This window comes from Idiomarina sp. UBA3176 (assembly GCF_002364295.1).
In the GTDB taxonomy this organism is placed as follows: Bacteria; Pseudomonadota; Gammaproteobacteria; order Enterobacterales; family Alteromonadaceae; genus Idiomarina; species Idiomarina loihiensis.
Genome location: NZ_DEXU01000007.1, coordinates 122174 through 142432, shown reverse-complemented (window position 1 = coordinate 142432; position 20259 = coordinate 122174). Strand labels below are relative to the sequence as shown.

13 protein-coding genes are annotated in these 20259 nt (G+C 48.3%); 3 read left to right on the top strand and 10 right to left on the bottom strand.

Going from position 1 to position 20259, the window contains the following annotated elements; all coding sequences use genetic code 11:
* Positions 1 to 11: 11 nt before the first annotated feature.
* From parC to B2U97_RS03740, 4 genes are all read right to left on the bottom strand, one after another.
* Complete coding sequence (parC, locus tag B2U97_RS03755; protein WP_110013981.1) at positions 12 to 2255, bottom strand: DNA topoisomerase IV subunit A; 2244 nt, start codon at positions 2253 to 2255, stop codon at positions 12 to 14.
* A gap of 26 nt (positions 2256 to 2281) precedes the next feature.
* The gene (gene parE, locus B2U97_RS03750) at positions 2282 to 4174 is read right to left on the bottom strand and encodes a DNA topoisomerase IV subunit B (protein WP_114982160.1); all 1893 of its coding nucleotides are present in this window, start codon (positions 4172 to 4174) and stop codon (positions 2282 to 2284) included.
* A gap of 66 nt (positions 4175 to 4240) precedes the next feature.
* Positions 4241 to 4702, bottom strand: a complete 462-nt coding sequence (locus tag B2U97_RS03745; protein ID WP_110013979.1) for a DUF1249 domain-containing protein — start codon at positions 4700 to 4702, stop codon at positions 4241 to 4243.
* 9 nt (positions 4703 to 4711) lie between these two features.
* Entirely contained in the window at positions 4712 to 5329 is a 618-nt protein-coding gene (locus B2U97_RS03740; protein ID WP_114982161.1) for an NUDIX domain-containing protein, read from the bottom strand.
* Positions 5330 to 5514: 185 nt separating this feature from the next.
* Here B2U97_RS03740 and tolC point away from each other — a divergent pair, with 185 nt between their 5' ends.
* Entirely contained in the window at positions 5515 to 6900 is a 1386-nt protein-coding gene (gene tolC, locus B2U97_RS03735) for an outer membrane channel protein TolC (protein ID WP_114982162.1), read from the top strand.
* A 100-nt stretch (positions 6901 to 7000) separates the two neighbouring features.
* Positions 7001 to 7942: an LpxL/LpxP family Kdo(2)-lipid IV(A) lauroyl/palmitoleoyl acyltransferase gene (lpxL, locus tag B2U97_RS03730; RefSeq protein ID WP_034822497.1), complete on the top strand. Its 942-nt coding sequence runs from the start codon at positions 7001 to 7003 to the stop codon at positions 7940 to 7942.
* On the opposite strand, the gene glnE is transcribed toward lpxL, so the two are convergent.
* Both glnE and B2U97_RS03720 read right to left on the bottom strand, forming a co-directional pair.
* Positions 7918 to 10767, bottom strand: a complete 2850-nt coding sequence (gene glnE / locus B2U97_RS03725) for a bifunctional [glutamate--ammonia ligase]-adenylyl-L-tyrosine phosphorylase/[glutamate--ammonia-ligase] adenylyltransferase (RefSeq protein ID WP_114982163.1) — start codon at positions 10765 to 10767, stop codon at positions 7918 to 7920. The genes lpxL and glnE overlap by 25 nt on opposite strands.
* A 7-nt stretch (positions 10768 to 10774) precedes the next feature.
* Complete coding sequence (locus B2U97_RS03720) at positions 10775 to 12274, bottom strand: inorganic triphosphatase (protein ID WP_114982164.1); 1500 nt, start codon at positions 12272 to 12274, stop codon at positions 10775 to 10777.
* A 225-nt stretch (positions 12275 to 12499) separates the two neighbouring features.
* Between B2U97_RS03720 and putA the strand changes: the two genes are divergently transcribed.
* Positions 12500 to 15667: a bifunctional proline dehydrogenase/L-glutamate gamma-semialdehyde dehydrogenase PutA gene (putA, locus tag B2U97_RS03715; RefSeq protein ID WP_011235189.1), complete on the top strand. Its 3168-nt coding sequence runs from the start codon at positions 12500 to 12502 to the stop codon at positions 15665 to 15667.
* A gap of 60 nt (positions 15668 to 15727) precedes the next feature.
* Here putA and B2U97_RS03710 read toward each other — a convergent pair whose 3' ends face one another.
* The 4 genes from B2U97_RS03710 to B2U97_RS03695 all read right to left on the bottom strand — a co-directional run bounded on the left by B2U97_RS03710 (position 15728) and on the right by B2U97_RS03695 (position 20189).
* On the bottom strand, positions 15728 to 16165 hold the full coding sequence (locus B2U97_RS03710) for a hypothetical protein (protein ID WP_114982165.1): 438 nt from the start codon (positions 16163 to 16165) through the stop codon (positions 15728 to 15730).
* Complete coding sequence (locus B2U97_RS03705) at positions 16155 to 17939, bottom strand: acyl-CoA dehydrogenase C-terminal domain-containing protein (protein WP_011235191.1); 1785 nt, start codon at positions 17937 to 17939, stop codon at positions 16155 to 16157. Before B2U97_RS03705 ends, B2U97_RS03710 begins: the two co-directional genes overlap by 11 nt.
* Before the next feature lie 108 nt (positions 17940 to 18047).
* On the bottom strand, positions 18048 to 18758 hold the full coding sequence (locus B2U97_RS03700) for a general secretion pathway protein GspB (RefSeq protein ID WP_011235192.1): 711 nt from the start codon (positions 18756 to 18758) through the stop codon (positions 18048 to 18050).
* Positions 18759 to 18770: 12 nt separating this feature from the next.
* Positions 18771 to 20189 carry an ExeA family protein gene (locus tag B2U97_RS03695; RefSeq protein ID WP_114982166.1) on the bottom strand — a complete coding sequence of 473 codons (1419 nt, stop codon included), beginning with the start codon at positions 20187 to 20189 and terminating at the stop codon, positions 18771 to 18773.
* Positions 20190 to 20259 lie beyond the last annotated feature (70 nt).

The window sequence follows — 20259 nt, the reverse complement described above, 5'->3', positions numbered from 1 at the left end:
AAACTCCCCAATTAATCCTTGTTTTCCTCAACCACTATTTCGTCGACACGTTGTAACCCGCGCGGCAGTTTATTGCCCCGGCGACCACGTTCTCCGTAATAATGTTCTAAATCAGCCGGCTTCAGAGTCAGTTTGCGTTTACCTGCAATGAGAGTAATGGCAGTATCCGGCGCGGCGGTAGCTAAAGCAACCACATACTCCTCGCGGGACTGCGCTCTTAAGGCCGGAATACTAATTAATTTATTTCCTTTTCCTTTGCTCAACTGCGGTAAGTCTGCAACCGGGAAGACCAACATCCGGCCCTCGTTAGAAATAACAATGACTTTGTCGTGTTGCAGGTCATTCACGTTATTCGGCGGCAGGATCTTAGCCCCGGTAGGTAATGTAATAATGGCTTTACCATTTTTATTACGGCTGACTAAATCACTAAACTGACAAACAAACCCGTAGCCTGCGTCAGAGGCCAGCAGCAAATGACTTTCATCTTTTGCCATTAAAACATGCTCGACATTCTCGCCAGCAACCAGGCTGAAACGTCCGGTCAGAGGTTCCCCCTGACTTCTCGCTGATGGCAACAAATGAGCCTCACAAGAAAAGCTTTTCCCCGAAGTATCGAGGAACACCACCGGCTGATTACTCTTCCCCTCAGCCGAAGAAAGATAGCTGTCTCCGGATTTATAACTGAGCTTATCACCTTCTATATCGTGACCTTTGGCTGTACGTACCCAGCCTTTTTTAGAGAGCACAACAGTGACCGCTTCAGCAGGGGTTAAGTCTCGTTCGCTTAGCGCTTTTGCTTCAGAGCGTTCAACAATAGGTGAACGACGTTCATCGCCATAATTCTCAGCATCCGCCAGCAACTCTTTCTTAATTAAAGTTTTCAACCGACGATCAGACCCCAGCAAGGTCTCAAGTTTTTCTCGTTCTTTATTCAATTCATCCTGCTCGCCAGTCAGCTTCATTTCTTCCAATTTAGCTAAGTGACGTAACTTCAATTCAAGAATAGCTTCGGCTTGCTTATCGGTGAGCGCAAAACGGCTCATCAGCTCTTCTTTCGGCTTGTCTTCTGTACGAATAATCTCAATGACTTCATCAATATTCAGATAAGCAATGAGTAAGCCTTCCAGAATATGCAAACGGGCCAGCACTTTATCTAAACGATGCTGCAAACGTCGGGTAACAGTGGTCTGACGGAATTCCAGCCACTCTTTCAAAATGCCCACCAAAGGCTTCACTTTTGGCCGACCGTCTAAGCCGAGAATATTCAGATTAACCCGATACTGCTTTTCTAAGTCAGTGGTAGCAAACAGGTGGTTCATTAACTGTTCGGTATCGACACGGTTTGAACGCGGAACCACTACCAATCGAGTCGGGTTCTCATGGTCAGACTCATCACGTAAGTCTGCAACCAGAGGTAACTTTTTCGCCTGCATTTGATGCGCTATTTGCTCTAAAACCCTTGCGCCAGATGCCTGGTGCGGTAGCGCAGTAATAACAATTTCGCCATCTTCAATACTGTAACAGGCTCGCATTTTAATGCTGCCTCGTCCGGTTTCATAGAGTTTGACGATGTCTTCTGACGGAGTGATTATCTCCGCATCAGTCGGATAGTCAGGACCTTTCAAGACTTCCATAATATCTTCAAGCTGGCTACCGGGCTTTTCCAGTAACATCGCGCAGGCATTTGCTACTTCACGGGCATTGTGCGGCGGGATGTCCGTCGCCATGCCAACCGCAATGCCAGTTACGCCATTCAGCAAAATATGTGGTAACCGTGCCGGCAGTACCTGAGGTTCTTTCATGGTGCCGTCGAAATTCGGTATCCAGTCAACCGTGCCCTGACCCAGCTCACTCAGCAGTACTTCGCTGAACTTAGACAACCGGGCTTCGGTATAACGCATGGCCGCGAAAGACTTAGGGTCATCCGGCGAACCCCAGTTACCCTGACCATCGACCAGAGGGTGACGATAGGTAAAGGGCTGCGCCATTAATACCATTGCTTCATAACAGGCGCTGTCACCATGAGGGTGGAACTTACCCAGCACATCACCCACGGTACGAGCCGATTTTTTATATTTTGCTAATGCAGATAAACCCAGCTCTGACATTGCGTAAACAATGCGTCGCTGTACCGGCTTCAGGCCATCGCCAATATTTGGCAATGCCCTGTCCATAATTACGTACATGGAGTAATTAAGGTAGGCCTCTTCGGTAAAGCGACTCAGTGGGCGGGTTTCTGTAACTTCCGTCGACATTCTGACTTCTCCTTGCTCACAAGTGCTTACAGTTCAGCCAAATCGGCCATGTTACCTTTGCTTTCCAGCCAGGTACGGCGATCACCAGCGCGTTTTTTCGCTAACAGCATATCCATTAATTCTTCCATTACTTCGCCGTCATCAATGGTCAACTGGACTAACCGGCGGGTATTAGGATCCATGGTTGTTTCTCGCAGTGTCAGCGGATTCATCTCACCCAGACCTTTGAAACGCTGCACATTCACTTTGCCTTTACGTTTCTCTGCTTCAATCCGGTCCAGGATACCCTGCTTTTCTGCTTCATCTAGTGCGTAAAACACTTCTTTCCCCACATCGACACGGTACAGCGGAGGCATCGCCACAAAAATATGACCATGTTCAACCAAAGGTCTGAAATGTTTTACAAACAATGCGCACAACAAGGTGGCAATGTGCAGACCGTCGGAATCGGCGTCAGCAAGAATACAAATTTTTCCATACCGCAGTTTGTCTAAATCAACACTGTTTGGGTCGACTCCGACAGCTACCGAAATGTCATGAATTTCCTGCGAGGCTAAAATTTGCTCCGGGTCGACTTCCCAGGTATTTAAGATTTTTCCCCGCAACGGCATCACCGCCTGAAACTCGCGATCGCGGGCTTGCTTAGCAGAGCCTCCTGCCGAGTCCCCTTCCACTAAAAACAATTCACTGCGGCCAGGTTCCTGACTTGAGCAGTCGGTGAGCTTGCCAGGCAGCGCCGGACCCTGAGTTACTTTTTTACGAACAACTTTTTTACTGGCTTTTAAGCGTCGCTGCGCGTTACTAATACACACATCGGCTAAAAGTTCGGCTTGATCGGTATGCTCATTCAGCCACAGGCTAAAAGCGTCTTTTACCACACCGGAAACAAAACTGGCCGACTGACGGGATGACAAACGCTCTTTGGTCTGTCCGGCAAATTGCGGATCCTGCATTTTTGTCGACAGGATATAACTGCAACGCTCCCAGACATCTTCTGGTGTTAATTTGACACCTCTGGGTAACAAATTACGAAACTCACAAAACTCGCGCATGGCTTCCAGCAAGCCCTGACGCAATCCATTAACGTGAGTACCGCCGAGCGTAGTAGGAATGAGGTTAACGTAACTTTCTGAGACCCCTTCACCGCCTTCCGGGAGCCAGGTAACGGCCCAGTCAACACCTTCAGTCTGAGAACTAAAACTTCCGTCAAACGGCATTTCCGGCAACGTCGGTACATCTTTTACCGCTTCCACCAGGTAGTCAGTCAGACCGTCCTGATAGAACCAGGTATCTTCTGTGTCATCTATTTTGTTGCGGAAGGTTATTTTAAGCCCGGGGCAGAGTACCGCCTTAGCTCGCAAAATATGTTTTAGTTTGGTAACCGAGAATTTTGCCGAATCGAAATATTGAGGGTCTGGCCAAAAGTGAACCCGGGTGCCGGTATTTCTCTTGCCTACGGTACCGGTAACCTCCAGCTCGCTGACTTTATCACCGTTTTCATAGGCCATTTCATAAACCTGGCCGTCACGCTTAATAGTCAGCTCAACGCGCTTAGAAAGCGCATTAACAACTGAAATCCCCACACCGTGCAAACCACCGGAGAATTGATAGTTTTTATTTGAAAATTTACCGCCGGCGTGCAGTTTGCTCATAATCAGCTCAACGCCGGGAACCCCCTCTTCCGGGTGGATATCCACCGGCATTCCCCGTCCATCATCTGTCGTTTCGAGAGATTGATCGGGATGCAAAACAACAAGTAATGACTTAGCGTGCCCCGCCAGAGCTTCATCGACACTGTTATCTATAACTTCCTGACCCAAGTGATTAGGTCGAGAGGTGTCAGTGTACATACCGGGGCGGCGCTGAACCGGTTCCAGTCCGTTCAGCACCTCAATGGAGTCGGATTTATAGTCTGTCATGAGTCCCTGTTTTTATTATTGGCTCGATCCGCGAAAAGTGTGCCTCAATTTACCGCTAACTGACGTCTATTTGAAGTAGTAAGGCATAAATTTCTGAACGGCTTCACTGAGTTTTGGTTGAATATGACCTTGCTTTCGACACAAGGTTAACCAGTCAGCCAAAAACTGATTAACCTGATGCTTTTCGTCCCGGTGCCGCATTTCGCGGTTAGGTTGTTGATAACGTGCCGCTAATCGGGTAACACCCTGACTGGATATGATCTCAGCCATACGCACATCATGGTATAATCTTACCGTCATTTTCGCCTGCAAGTAATCCGCCCAGTTTGGCTTTAATTGCTCAATTTCAATATCTGAGGTGTATCGCGATTCACTGACGTTACGTAAATTGAAAGCCAAATTTTCGCCCGCGTAGAGCGTTACCTCAGCTTCAGATTCAAGCTGAGACAGCAGCGGTAAAAGGCCTGCGTAATTTAGTTCGGTTAGTCGGTGCAGTTCCGCAACGTCGACAACATAGCGCTGTTGCATAATAAAACCTCAGTTTTGCTCCTGGTCAGAGAACACCTTATCACGATGTAATAGCAACCATTGTAACCCAATAACACTTGCCGCGTTGTTGATTTCTTCACGTTCGAGCATGCCAATAACTTCTGTTCTGGGTAAAACGTGGACTCGAATATCTTCGTCTTCTTCAGCTAACCCGCCAAAACTGGCAGCCGATTGACTGTCGACTTCGGCAATATAAATAGTCAGTTTCTCGTCGGTACCACCCGGGCTTGAATAATAGCTGGTAGCGTAAATTAGCCGCTTAGCTTTTAATCCAGCTTCTTCCTCTAATTCACGCGTGGCCACTTCCTCTGAGCTCTCGTCCGCGTCAAACATACCGGCAACGAACTCAAACAACCATGGCCCATTTCTGTCGTCGAGTGCACCAACCCTGAACTGCTCCAGAACAACCAGTTCATCGCGGACTGGGTCATAAGGAATAACCACAACAGCGTGCCCGCGTTCCATTAACTCCCTGTTTATCTCCGGACTCCAGTCACCAGAGAACAGCCGATGTTGTAAAGAATAGCGATAAACCGATAAAAAACCTTGATAAAGAGGTGCCTTTTCCTTTACTTTCACATCATTCCGGTGAAAACGAATTGTCATACTTAGTGTCCTTTTTTACATAGGCGGATAAGACAAACATTCTGTTACACTTGAGCGAATTCTGAAACCATGTTTTTCTTAAACTATCTGCGCAAATCATTTACACTGGTAATCATTCAACACTGTATGTAAACTATGCGCAATCATTGAACAATTGCACGTTAAGTAACAGGAAACTGACTACCATGAAAAAGCATATTTTGTCGGCAGCCGTCGGTCTGGCACTGACCACAGTATCTTTTACGTCAAACGCTGAAGATTTGGCTCAAATTTATCGTTTAGCCGTTGATAACGACCCGACCCTATTAAGTGCCGCAGCGGAGCGAAACGCCGCACAAAAAGGCATTGATATTGCCAAGTCAGGATTCCTGCCACAAATTACAGGTGACGCAGGTTACACTGACTCGACCAGCGAATCACCTCTGGTTTTTGAATCCGGCATTCAGGTTTTTGATACTGACAGCAATGGCTGGAGTGCAGGTGTAAGTCTTAATCAAAGCCTTTTTGACTGGAGTGTCTGGAAAAATGCAGATATTGCAGAAAAACAAGCATACCAGGCAGAAGTTGCCTACAGTAACGCTCAGCAAGATTTAATGATCCGTGTTGTTAATGCTTATTTTCAGGCTTTGCAGGCGCGCGACGATTTATCTTTCGCTGAAGCTGAGAAAAAAGCCATTGAACGCCAACTTGAACAAACGAAACAGCGTTTTTCGGTAGGTTTAACAGCTATTACTGATGTCCACGAAGCACAAGCTCAGTATGATAGCGCTGTCGCTAGTGAAATTCAGGCCAAGAATGCAGTCAAAATTGCTTTGGAAGACATTCGTGAAATTACTGGTCGCTACCCACAAGATCTCGCGGCCCTAAACACTGAAACATTTTCTCCGAGCGATCCATCTCCTGACAACATCGAAACATGGGTTAAAAAAGCTGAAAATGCTAACTTGAGTTTACTGGAGAGTCAGGTACAGGTAGAAATTGCAGAGCAACAAATAAAACTGCAGCAAAGTGGACACTACCCTACAGTATCTTTAGAGGCACGCTATTCCACAAGTGATAACGAGCGCACAATTACCGGCGATAATGGACAAGAGCAGACAACGAATTTGCCCCGACTCGACAGCCGTTCGATTGGTCTGAATGTCAGTGTTCCTATTTTCTCCGGGTTCCGCACGTCATCTGAAATTGCGCAAGCACGGGATAACTACGTTGTTAGCAGTCAACAAATGGTGCAGACCCGCCGTAATGTGGAGCGCCAAGTTCGTAACTCTTTTTATGAAGTCTCTGCGTCGATTGCCAGTATTAAAGCATTTCAACAGTCAGTTGTTTCTGCCGAAAGTGCTTTAAAAGCCACAGAAGCAGGGTTTGAAGTAGGTACTCGTACTATTGTTGATGTGCTGGACAGTACTCGTAACCTTTACAATGCAAAACGTAACTTGTCAGAAGCGCGCTATGGCTACATCCGTCAAGTGCTGACTCTGGAAAAAGCCGCTGGACAACTGCAGGAACAAGACCTGATGGCGATTAACAGCAGTCTTTCTGAAAACGTACAAGGCACTGCCGCAGACTAGTTGCGCAGACCGTGGCACCGCCTGACTATTGGCGGTGCCTCATTTTAGAATTTTTATGTTACTATCCGCGGCAAATAGCGAATAATAAGCGACATCAGCTGTGATCGAACCTCCCAAATTTAAATTCTACTTTTTACATCCTAAGTTTTGGCTTACCTGGCTCGGTGTTTTCATCCTGTATAGCGTGTCATGGCTGCCTTATCGGCTACAGCTTGCCATGGGCCGCGGGTTGGGGTTGTTGTTTAAAAAACTCATGCCGCGCCGGGTGAATATAGCCCGTACCAACTTAAAGCTTTGCTTCCCGGAATACAGCAATGAGAAGATCGAGGCATTGCTAACCGAAAATATGAAAAATACCGGAATCGCATACTTTGAAGTTGGCATGGCCTGGTGGTGGCCGAACTGGCGAATTAAACGTAAGCTACACGTCCATGGTGAAGAGCACTTACGTAAGGCGCAGGAGGATGGCAGCGGCGTACTGTTATTGCTCTTTCACTTCCTGAGCTTAGAAGTTCATGCCCGCTTACATGGCTTTGTCGAGCCAGCTGTAGGTCTTTACCGCCCACATAATAATGCGGTCATGGAGTTCTTACAAACCCGCGGCAGAGGGCGTTCAAACAAATATATGATCCAGCGTCGCGATGTTAAAGCGATGATGAGATCACTGACCGAAGGTGATATCGCCGGCTATCTTCCGGATCAGGATTATGGCCGTCGTCGCGTCGAGTTTGTTAAGTTCTTTGAAGTACCAGATGCTTCAACAACCTTGGGTACTATGCTTTTTGCCCGCAACCCGAACTGCAAAGTCATGGTTAGCCGTTGCGTCAGACGTGACGACGGAAGCGGTTACGATCTCTTTTACGAACCGCCCCTTGAAAATTTCCCCACGGGAGACAAGAAAGCGGATGCCGAACGCGTTAATGGTTTGGTGGAAGACGCCATTCTAAAAGCTCCGGCCCAGTACCTCTGGGTTCACCGCAGGTTTAAAACCCGCCCCGACCCTGACATGCCAAGCTACTACAAGTCATCTTCCAATAAATGATTCCAGCAATTGAGCACAGCCTGACGTTCGCTGTCCAGGTTGTGCTCCTCCAATAACTGCTCCCCCTGCAACGCCAGCGAATGACTCTCACAGCGGAAAATCTGAAATGCGTTAATTAAATTCTGAGCGTCCACCTCTGTAAGTAGGTGTAACTGTTGCGCTTCGGTCAGAAGCCTGACGTTATCACTGTATTTGCATAGCTCCGGATATTGATGTGCGTAACGCAGAACCAGGTACTGAGTAATAAATTCAATATCAGCGATACCACCCGGGTCTTGTTTTAAGTCGAACTTCCGACTGTTTCTTTGGGTCAGATGCTCACGCATTTTTTCTCGCATACTAACGATATTCTGACGCAGTTCGTGTTCATCTCGTTGTTGAGAAAGAACACTCCGGCGTATATCCATAACTGTATCCCTTAAAGCCGGAACGCCGAATACAGGCCGCGCACGCACCAGTGCCTGCAACTCCCAGGTCCAGGCGTCGTCGCGCAAATAACGGGCAAAAGAGCTCACCTGCGTCACCAGTAAACCAGCCTGCCCTGACGGGCGCAAGCGTAAATCCACGTCATACAAAATGCCTGCAACGGTACGGGTAGTAAATAAATGCAGAATTCGTTGCGCCAGTCGTAAGTAAAACTGCTGAACTTCAATCGGTCGTTGACCGTCTGTCTGTCCCTGATAATTAGCATCCGTTACAAAAACGAGATCAAGATCGGAACCATAACCCAGCTCCTGCCCGCCTAGTTTCCCATATCCCAATACTGCGAACCCGGTATTATCGATACTGGTTCCCGCGGGCTTCCCATGTTTTTGAGTCAGATGTTGCCAGGCCAGACCGACCACTTGAGAAATAGTGGCTTCTGCCAGCGCACTCAAATGATCACTAACGTTCATCAGTTCCAAAACGCCACTGATATCCGCTGCAGCAATTTTCAGTTGCAGCGCCTGCTTAGCCTGACGCAACGCATCCATTTGAGTTTCCAGATCTTGTTCAGGAATACGTACAAGATATTCGCGCAGCACGGCCGCATAGTCCTTTGACTCAGGTAGGCTGTATAGCTGCTGCGGGTCAATCAGTTCATCCAGAAGTATGGGGTGCAAAGCCAACTGTTCAGAGATCCATGGGCTCGCCATACACAATTTGCAAAGCTGCTCGCGGGCGCCGGGGTTTTCCGCCAGCAGTTCAATGTACGCCGTTCGACTCATAACCGCCTTGATAATAGAAAGCAGCCTTTCCAGTAGCCGCTCCGGGTGCTGATGCTGAATGGCATGCCGGAGCATTATGGGCATTAACCTAGCTAACGCTGAACGCCCTCTTGGGCCCGAACTACGACGGCGGCTCTCCTGGCGAAAGTTTTTAATCAGAGTCCATAATGCCTGAGGTTCATCAACGCCCTCGCTCTCTATGATTTCTATCGCAGCATCATCATCCAGCATGTCCTGCCACAAAACCTGCAAGCCTTGTTCATCCTCGTCATCTTCAGACTCCGCGCCAACCACTTGCTGGAACTCAGCATGAATGCGCTCCATGCACTTGTCTATTTTTCTCTGCAAGGTTTCCCACTCAGGTTCATTCAGCATTGTGCACAACCGTGCGCGGCCAGTTTCATCGCTGGGTAATTGCTGAGTTTGCTGGTCATCAATTTGTTGCAGGCGGTGCTCAATAACCCGCAAATACTCGTAATCTTTTAATAGCTGACTGGCATGCTCCGAGCTTATCAAATCCAGTTCCACCAGGCCGTTCATGGCGATATAAACTGAACGTGTCTGCAGTGATTTTTCCTGCCCCCCGCGGATAAGCTGATGCGCCTGAACAATAAACTCAACTTCACGAATCCCGCCGGCACCCAGCTTGATGTTATTTTTAACTCCCTGTCGGCGGGTTTCCTGGGTAATCAAAAGCTTCATTTTACGCAGCGCTTCAATGGCGCCAAAATCAATATAGCGGCGGTAAACGAAAGGTCGTATCAACTGCTGAAACGCTTGCTCATACTGTTCATCTGCCCCTATCATACGGGCTTTAACCATGGCGTAACGTTCCCAGTCACGCCCCTGCTCCTGATAGTAATGTTCCAGCGCATTCAAACTGGTTACCAGAGGACCCGACTGACCGAAAGGCCTTAACCGCATATCGACCCGAAACACTTGCCCGTCTGCAGTCGTCTCGTCAAGTAACCCAATAAGTGACTGCGCCAGCCGCTTGTAAAAAACCCCGTGCTCCAGATTACGTCCGGGCCCCTGGGTTTCGCCTTGTTCAGGAAAAGCAAAAATAAGGTCAATGTCGGACGAGAAATTCAGCTCTTTTCCGCCCAGCTTGCCCATTCCAATGACCAGCATTGGCATTAGCTGATCATTAGCATCTAGCGGTTTACCGTGACGTTGGACAAAACGTTCAAACAACCACTGCAGACTCTTATTGATTGCTGCATCAGCAAAGGTACTGTAGTGGTGCAAAGATTCTTTTAACGACACTTGCTGCAGGATGTCGGCTGCGGCCAGCTTCGCCATCCAACAGTGCCGTAGCCTGCGGAGGCATTTTTTTGCGTCATCGTCATGCGTTATTTGATTTAACGACTCTGCTATACGGTCACCGTAGCTGTCAGCATCAACCAAACAAATACTCGTTCCACCGTCGTCAAAAAAGTCGGTTAAAAGATGCTCTGGGTAACTTTCCGCAACCCTGCCAATGAACGGGCTGACAGCGAATAATGCCCGTAATATTTGCTCCTGTTCAGCTGTGAGTGTAATACTCTCTGCAACCTCTTTAAAACGTTCCCAGGTTGTTTCAGTCTCGCTCATCAGTTTGTTGTCGGGAGTCTGCATAACCACCTTAATTTAACCAGTATGGTTCACGTTTCAGCGCAGCTTTACGCGAATATTCAAGAGCTTTTAGCAGGGACTCTCGCTGGACTTTTTGCCAGTCCATTAGTTTTTCATCCACTTCGTCGTCGCGGTCCCGAATACGCTCATGTAAAATATGCAATGCGGTAATTTCACGAATACCCCGGGCTAAATCCTGCCACGGCAGCCGGAAGCTTTCTCTCAAGTCAGCATCAAACAAATGTCCGAAGCAAGTTCCCATCAAAAGGCTGTTTTGCAAGGGTGTAAGCAACTTAAGATACCCTTCTTCACTGAGCTTTTCATGCTCAGAAAATGCCGTTTGCACTAGTTGCCAGTCGCTTTTCAAAAGTTGACTACTCCAGGGTAAAACCGGCTGCTCCAGCTCCTCTGTCATTTCTTCTTTCAAGAGAAACTCTGACAATCCCAGTACGGTTTTTTGGTATGCCGCAGAATGCACCAGTTCAGCAACTTCATTCAGGCGAATAACATCCTCCTGACTGTTGACTAAAGATTCATACAATTTGCTGTAACGCTTAAGCGCGCGATGATAAGCACCATCTTCAGCGGTTAACTCATCCAGCCCTTCAAATCGCTTCAACCATTGCAGTTTTGCGGTTATTTGCGAGATGCCGGTCAGCAACCGTCGTTCACCAACCCCGTTCTCAATAAGTTGTTCCAACACAACCCGCACCATTTGCATACCGTCCGCCATTCCCTGTACCGCCCGGACACTGGGTTGGAAGTCCAGGCAGGCTTCATTGTGCTGCCAATGGCGCAAGCCCGATTCCAGCGACCGGTAAAGCGCCTGGCCCACATTTTGCTCAGAGTGGATTGGTACGTAGTGCATTTGTGTAAAAGGCTCCAGCAAGCTTTTTCCGGCCAGCAGATAGCCTCTTGCCGCTTTACTCAACGAGCCTACTCGCGCACCGGCTTTTTTCACTAACTCCTGTGCCAGTCGATAGGCCTCGGTCAAAGAACCTCCCTGTAACTCCAGTTCAATCTCCGCTATTGGCTCTCGCTGCTCGCCCGACTCTATGTATCCCTCATCAAGAACCATTTCGATAACACCTTCACCGCTGGGAAGCCGCCAACGGGTTCGGGTGAAATCGGTAACGAACAAGGTGTCCAAATCGCGCTGAATATCATAAACCGGAAAGTCCTCCGGCCATATTTCGTTATCAAACAAGGTTAAGTCGGGTTTGTCGCTATCAATGTCAATATTATACTCTGGCCTTTGGTGCATGCCGCCCATAACTCGACCAGCCAACTTCACCGTCTGCTCTTTATGATCTTTATCGCTACGTATCCGTAATCCAATATCGAACTGACGTAAACGTAAATCGGACGTGTCAAAATAAGCATTTTTGAGTTCAAACTGCTCTTTGCGGGGTTTTGCCTGATGAGAATCCGCCAACGACTGGCAGACTTCGAGCGCTTTTTCTCGCTGTTCTGGAGCAATCAGTAACTTGAGCTCAACTTCTTGTGACATAAATCGATTCCGATGCGTTTAATAAGTTAGATTAAAGGTACTGGCTTGGCGGCTAACGGTCAACAAACACGGGCATTTAGTTCACTTGACACCAAGGGTGAAAAGTTGCAACGTGAGATCCGACCATGAAGGGTCTTTACCCGCGCAAAAATAAGCTTATACTTGCGCCGATTCCCAACTTTGGGGAAGCACGCCGAGCTTCGGCCTGGCTACACAGGAGATGCTATGTTCAAAGCGAGTGAGGTGCTATCCAAACAGCATCAGGCTGAGGACTTAAAGTCCTTACAGCAGGCAATTACTGACAATTATATTGTTGATGAAGACGAATATATGCGTGAGCTGTTGCCGCTGGTTCCTGCCGATGATGATACGGTTAGCGCAGTAACCGAGCGCGCAGCTAAGTTAGTTGAGCAAGTGAGGGAACAGGCAGATAACGGCGTCGTCGACGCATTTCTGCAAGAGTACAGCCTAGATACCAAAGAAGGTATTATTTTAATGTGCCTTGCCGAGGCACTATTGCGAATTCCTGATGCTTATACAGCCGACGCGTTAATTCAAGATAAACTCTCCGGCGGAGACTGGCAGAAACATATGGGCCAGAGCGCGTCCTGGTTAGTTAACTCAGGTACCTGGGGGCTGGCACTGACAAACAGTGTGACAAACCCTACAGGCAAAGCCATGGAAACACCTCGTGGTGCTTTCCGTCGTCTTGTTCGCAAACTCGGTAAACCCATTATTCGCAAGGCAACCTATACCGCCATGCAAATTATGGGTAAGCAGTTCGTATTGGGACGTACCATTGAGGAAGCCTTGAAAGAAAGCCGTGATAACCGTGACAAGGGTTACACTCACGCTTACGATATGCTTGGCGAAGCCGCATTAACTATGAAGGATGCGGATTACTACAAGCAGCAGTACGTCAACTCAATCAAGACGATCACCAAAGAAGAGTTCAATAACCCGGATGCACCACGGCCAACAATTTCAATTAAATTGTCAGCCTTGCACCCTCGTTATGAAGCATCAAATCACGAACGTGTACTAACTGAACTGGCCACCACTTTGACTGAACTGGTCAAGCTGGCCAAAGAAGCCGATGTTGGTGTGACCATTGATGCCGAAGAAGCCGATCGCCACGAGCTTTCAATGGAGCTGTTTGAGAAAGTCTACCGCAGCGGCGTCTGTAAAGGCTGGCCACGTTTTGGTTTGGTTGTACAGGCCTACTCGAAGCGTGCACTACCAACCTTGTGCTGGATAACCGCACTGGCAAAAGAGTGTGGCGATGAAATTCCTGTTCGTTTGGTAAAAGGGGCTTATTGGGATAACGAAATTAAGTGGACTCAGGAAAACGGTTTACTTGGTTATCCGGTATTTACTCGTAAGTCACACAGCGACATTTCATACCTGGCCTGTGCCCGTTACTTACTAAGTGACGACACTGACGGTGCCATTTATCCGCAATTCGCGACTCACAACGCGCAAACCTTTATGGCCATTCAACAAATGAATGAGACCCACCAGCGTAGAATTGAGTATCAGCGTTTGCACGGCATGGGTGATAGCTTATACGACACCATAATGGAGCAAAATCCAGGTATGGTGGTACGTATCTACGCACCAGTAGGCCCTCACAAAGATTTGTTGCCGTATTTAGTCCGCCGGCTTCTAGAGAACGGTGCTAACTCGTCGTTTGTCCACAAACTGCTAGATGCAGACACACCGGTCAATGACTTAGTCGAGCACCCGATGAAAACCGCGTCCGGCTACGAGAAGTACGCAAACAGCAAAATTCCACTTCCCTCAGAAATGTATGGGGATCGCACAAATTCATTAGGATTGAATATGAATATTCACTCACAAGCAGATGATTTTATTGCAGCGGTTCAACAGTACCGTGACAAACAATGGCAAGGCGGCCCCATCGTCGATGGGAAAACCATAGAAACCGATCACCACGTCAGTATTACCAGCCCTCAGGAAACCTCGAAGCAGGTTGGTAGTATCTACTGGGGTGATAAAAAACTCTCTGAACAGGCACTGAAAAGTGCGAACGCTGCCTACAAATCCTGGCGTAAGGTTCCTACCGACGAGCGAGCGGAATGTTTAGAGAAATTTGCCGACTTAATGGAAGCTAACCGCAACGAGCTTATCGCTCTGTGTTCTGTAGAAGCAGGAAAAGGCTTACAGGACGGGATCGACGAAGTTCGCGAGGCCGTTGATTTCTGTCGCTATTACGCCAATCAGGCGCGTGAACTCATGGGTGGCCCTATTCAGTTACCGGGTCCGACAGGCGAAGACAATGAGCTATTTGTTGAAGGCCGTGGAACTTTCATTTGTATTAGCCCATGGAACTTCCCTCTTGCCATTTTCGTCGGCCAGGTTGCAGCCGCTTTGGTTACCGGTAACTCAGTTATTGCTAAACCGGCAGAGCAAACTGGGCTTATCGCATACCGCGCAGTGCAGCTGGCTTTGGAAGCAGGCATTCCGGGTAACGTATTGCACTTTATGCCTGGCAGTGGTGCCGAGGTCGGTAGCTATTTAACCAGCCAGGAAGACATTGGTGGTGTTTGCTTTACCGGTTCAACTTATACCGCTCAGGCCATTAACCGGGCACTAGCGGCACGTACTGGTCCAATTGTGCCATTGGTTGCTGAAACCGGTGGACAGAACGCCATGATGGTTGACTCTACCGCTCTGCCGGAACAAGTTGTCACCGATATCGTTGCCAGTGCCTTCCAGAGTGCGGGACAGCGTTGTTCAGCCCTGCGAGTTCTATTCGTACAGGATGATGTTGCTGATCGTGTTCTCGACTTACTACGTGGCGCTATGGAAGAGCTGCAAGTTGGTGACCCACTGCTGCATGAAACCGACGTTGGTCCGGTTATAGACGGCATTGCAAAAACCAACCTGGAACAGCACATATCTGATATCCAGCAGGCCGGTCGACTGATTGCTCGCGCGCCACTGCCAGATTACGCTATGGGTGGTACCTTTGTTGCGCCTACAGCGATCGAAATCGACAGTATCAGCCAGCTGGTGAAAGAAAACTTCGGGCCAATTCTGCACGTTATTCGCTTTAAAACAAGTGAAATTGACGAGGTTATCGAGAGTATTAATAACACAGGCTTTGGTTTAACTTTTGGTATTCACAGCCGTAACGAAACCTTTGCTCACGACGTGGCAAGCCGCATTGATGTAGGTAACGTGTACATTAACCGTAACCAGATAGGTGCGATTGTTGGCGTACAACCATTTGGTGGTCGAGGTATGTCAGGTACCGGACCGAAAGCCGGTGGTCCACACTACTTGACCCGCTTTATTACCGAAAAAACGCGTAGTGATAATATTACTGCCGTTGGTGGTAACGCCACCTTGTTGTCTCTGGACGATTAGAGACCAGCAAGAGACAAAAAAGCCAGCGAGAAATCGCTGGCTTTTTACTTTATTCTTCGTTTATTTCTTCGTAACTTTTAGCTCTATCTGGTAATTTTCCAGTTGCGGTTTGAGGCTGTCATTTAAAACGACAATAATTTCCTGCTTGCGCCCTTTTTCATCCACAAAACTCAAACCGGCTAAATCTTTTTCATACTGCTGCAGTACCGGCGGGTGTTCCAACTGATAAGTTCTGGGGGGTAAAATGAGGCGTTTTTCCGTTAACTCAAGATCATTATAAAACGCGGCTGGTTGCAATGGCCTGAATTTCACTACAATTGCCATAACAATAACCATGGTCAGCAGCGCGCCTGTAACAATAATCCACAAGGAAACCGCGTCACCAATATAAATTGCCATCCATATCGCTAAAAAGAAGCCGCCCCAGGCCTGGGGGCGGCGACTATCACGATAAAACGTCAGTGCATTGTTTTCTTTTTTTTCGTCTTTAGAATTCATCGTCACTATGTAAGTAAAGGCTTTCACTACCATCTTTTATCGCAGCTGCCAGGCTATGAATGCGAGGCAAAATGCGGGCAAAATAGAAACGTGCCGTTTTTGCTTTAGTTGCAAGGTATGGCTTGTCGCTTAATAGTGGCTCGGCGGCTATTGCCATTTTCAACCACAGGTAAGCGTAAGAAACATAGCCTACCAGATGCAGATACTCAACCGCCACACTGTTCACTAAGTTCTCATCACCAGCTGCTTTTTGCAGTACTTCCTCACTGACACCATTGAGGATATTTAGCGCCTGCTGCAATTGCTCTCGCTGCTTTATCCATTCGCTGCCAGTAACCGTTTCATCCAGAAAGCTCTGAATTTCTTCATTAAATGGCTGCAGTAGCTGACCTTGTGAACCAAAAACTTTACGACCCAGCAAGTCCAGCGCCTGAATACCATTAGTGCCTTCGTATATTTGAGCTATACGGGTATCGCGAACCAATTGTTCCTGGCCCCATTCTCTGACATAACCGTGCCCGCCAAAAACCTGTTGGCCATGAATGGTCGACTCCAGTCCTGTGTCGGTTAAAAACGCTTTCGCAACAGGCGTCAATAACGCCACCATGGCATCGGCTTTTTGTCTAACCTGATCATCCCCGGCGTATTTTGAACGATCGAGCTGCTGCCCCACCCAGGTAGAAAACGCGCGACCACCTTCGGTCAGAGACTTCATGGTCAGCAACATACGGCGCACGTCACCATGCACTAAAATTGAGTCGGCTTCGGCCTGGTCGTTACGAGTTGCTTTTGCGCCGCGTCCCTGAATACGATCTTTAGCGTATTCCAGAGCATTTTGATACGAACGTTCTGCTGCGCCCAGCCCCTGAATACCAACGCCTAATCGCTCATAGTTCATCATGGTAAACATAGCGGGTAAACCTCGATGAGGCTCACCAACCAGCCAGGCCTTAGCTCCATCAAAGTTCATCACACAGGTTGCTGACGCGTGAATCCCCATTTTGTGTTCAATAGAACCGCAGCTAACATTGTTGCGTTCGGTCAGGTTACCCTGCTCGTCGGATAAAAACTTAGGCACCACAAACAACGATATACCTTTTGTACCCGCCGGTGCGTCAGGCAATTTAGCCAACACCAGGTGGACAATATTGTCGGTTAAGTCATGCTCACCGCCAGTAATAAATATTTTGGTGCCGCTAAGTGAAAAACTGCCGTCTTGCGCGGGAATAGCCTTACTGCGAATAATGCCTAAATCCGTACCGGCATGAGGTTCAGTCAGGCACATGGTACCTGTCCATTCCCCCGAAACCATACGCGGTAAATAATGGTTCTTCAGCTCATCACTGCCATGTGAGTTAATTGCCATGATTGCGCCGGAGGTTAGGCCCGGATATAGAGAGAAAGCGATGTCGGCGCTGCAAAGCATTTCTTCGTACTGAGCAGATAAAGATTTCGGCAAACCCATGCCGCCAAAATCAGGATTTGCCGTTACACCAACCCAGCCACCTTCAGCCAACTGGCGAAAGTTCTCTTTATAGCCTTTAGGTGTTGTCACCTCGCCGTCTTTAAACTTAACACCTTCTTCGTCTGCTTCGCGGGCTATGGGCGCAACCAAGTTTTCCGCAACTTTTGCACCTTCATCAAGAATAGCGCCAGCGGTTTCAACGTCCATCATGTCGGCAAGTTCCGGAGTCTGCTGCCAGTCATCAGCAACGCGGAATACATCATGCAAAACAAAATCCATGTCGTCGCGGGGAGCTCTGTAGTCAGCCATATCATTACCTCTTGTAGAAATTACAAAGCGTTCAAACTAATAATTTAAACGCTTGTTTAAACTGTATCGCACAAGAGTATGAATCCCTTCGCAGGATGTCAATAATTTCTATGGTTGCCAGTCTTCTAAAGCGGGCTGGGAGAATGCCTGTGAGTCTTTCACCAAAACCACCTTTTGCGGTTCTATTCGCAATATTGTCAGCTGATTTAACGCATCGCCCTCGTACAGTCGCTGGCCGTTCAGCTCAATCCACCGCTGAGATGCACTGGAGCGATACATATGGCTGTCGTAACTAAACGCAGGAACCTCTCGCTGAAACGAGCGCGAGAGTTCACTTAATGAAGGGATTACACTAGTATCGGCTCTATTATCATCGCTATTGCTGGTGTCGTTCACTGCCGCTTCAAAACGCTGCAACAAGTCTGGCGAAACAGTAGAAAGATCCAGAGCCTGCCGCTGCGATCCAGCTTGGGCGCTTGGCTCGGGTTCTGATGATTGCTGTTGACCACTGCTTTGTGTGACTTCGGGTTCTTCTTCCGGAACGGGTTCGGGTTCTGCTTCCCATTCAACCGATTCAATACTGGCGGTTTCTCCCCACCGGAAGCCTTCCGCTTCAGGACGTTCAGACTGGTTTGTTTCACCAAGCCAAACAGCTCCGGCAGAGCCCAGCACTGCGCCGAGAATAAGCACCAAAGGCCAAAGTAACCAACTCCAGCTACGGCTGTGTTTATCGTTAGCCATAAGCGAGGCATCAAGCACCGAGGTTTGTTTTAATAATGGCGACTGTTGCTGCTTTAATGCTTTTAATAAGGATGACATTATTTGCTCTCTTTACTCGCTTTTTTCATTCAATCGGGGCCCAAAGTCAGACGCGCGTGATGCCAGCCATGCCATTGTCGCTTCATCTAGTTTCCCGGTTACCCTTAGCCCCTGGCTTTTTTGCAGCTCTTTAAATTGCTCGTCCGATGACTTGCTTTGCCATTTAGAACCCAGGTGTTTTATCAGTTGTTCACGAACCCACTGTTGGTGTGCGTCGTCACTTTCAGCCAGCGGCTGTTGATACAAAATAAGGAAAGCCCCGTTCCAGCCATTAGTATCTATCGCCGTACCATCGGTTATTAAATCGGCGCTTTTATCTCGCCTATAAAGCAATGCCGGGTAATTAATGCTGCGCAGTTGCTGCAGGCTCTGGTTTAACTCAAGACAGACGAGATCATATTGTTCTATCCACTGACAAAAAACAGCATCTACCGGCGGTTCGGGCAAGCCCCAGACACTCGCCAACTCTTTTGCCGCCTGATACTGACTGCTGGACGTTGCGTCCAACGGTTTTTCCGTATCGTTAATCAGGGTGTAACTGCCAACCGCGCTGGCGACAAGAAGCAAAAAAGCCCCCGCCCAACGCCATAAAGCTGAGTGCGGCTGTCTATTCCGACTACCGGTAGTGCCATTCAGCTCAATATGCGCTTGCTTTATATGCCTTGGCAACACTTCGCTACTGGATTCCGTATAAGCTGCCAACAATGCCCGGTCACAATAAAGATTTAATAAGCGGGGAATACCCTGGGTTAATTGGTGTGCCTTCCTTCCTGCAGCAGCAGTAAACAAAGGCCGGTTTGCGCCAGCCACCTGCAGGCGGTAAGCAATGTAGCGTTGCGTGTCCTGCTCTGTCAGCGGCAAAATATGATAGCGGGCGGTAATACGCTGTGCCAGTTGACGAAGCTCCTGTCGGCGCAGTAAGTCCTGTAATTCCGGCTGACCAATTAAAATGACCCGAAGCAATTTACGATCATGAGTTTCTAAGTTGGTCAGTAACCTCAGCTGTTCCAGAACCTGTGGTCGCAAATGCTGAGCTTCATCAATGAGCACCACACATTGGCGGCCATCATCATTAGCTTTCAGAAAAAACTGGCTGAGCTTATCGGTCAGTGTTTTACGGGTCGCAGAGCGCTTTTGATAACGAATACCAAACTCATCGCACAGGCTGGCAAGCAGTTCATCTTCATTCAACATAGGGTTGAGGATGAACGCCGTTTCCGTTGACTCGGGCAACTGCTCCAGTAACGCTCTGGATACCGTGGTTTTACCTGTGCCCACTTCCCCGGTTAACAGAATAAAACCACCGCTGCCTTGTAGCCCCTGTGTAAGATGCGCCAAAGCCTCCTGATGCCGTTCACTCAGGTAAAGGTAATTTGGGTCCGGGGCAATGGAGAAAGGCTCTGCCTGAAGACCAAAATAGTTCTGATACATATCGGCCCGCTACTGTGCTGATAATATTATTTGTTCAACAGTGTAACGACTTGCTTGCACATCGACCAGT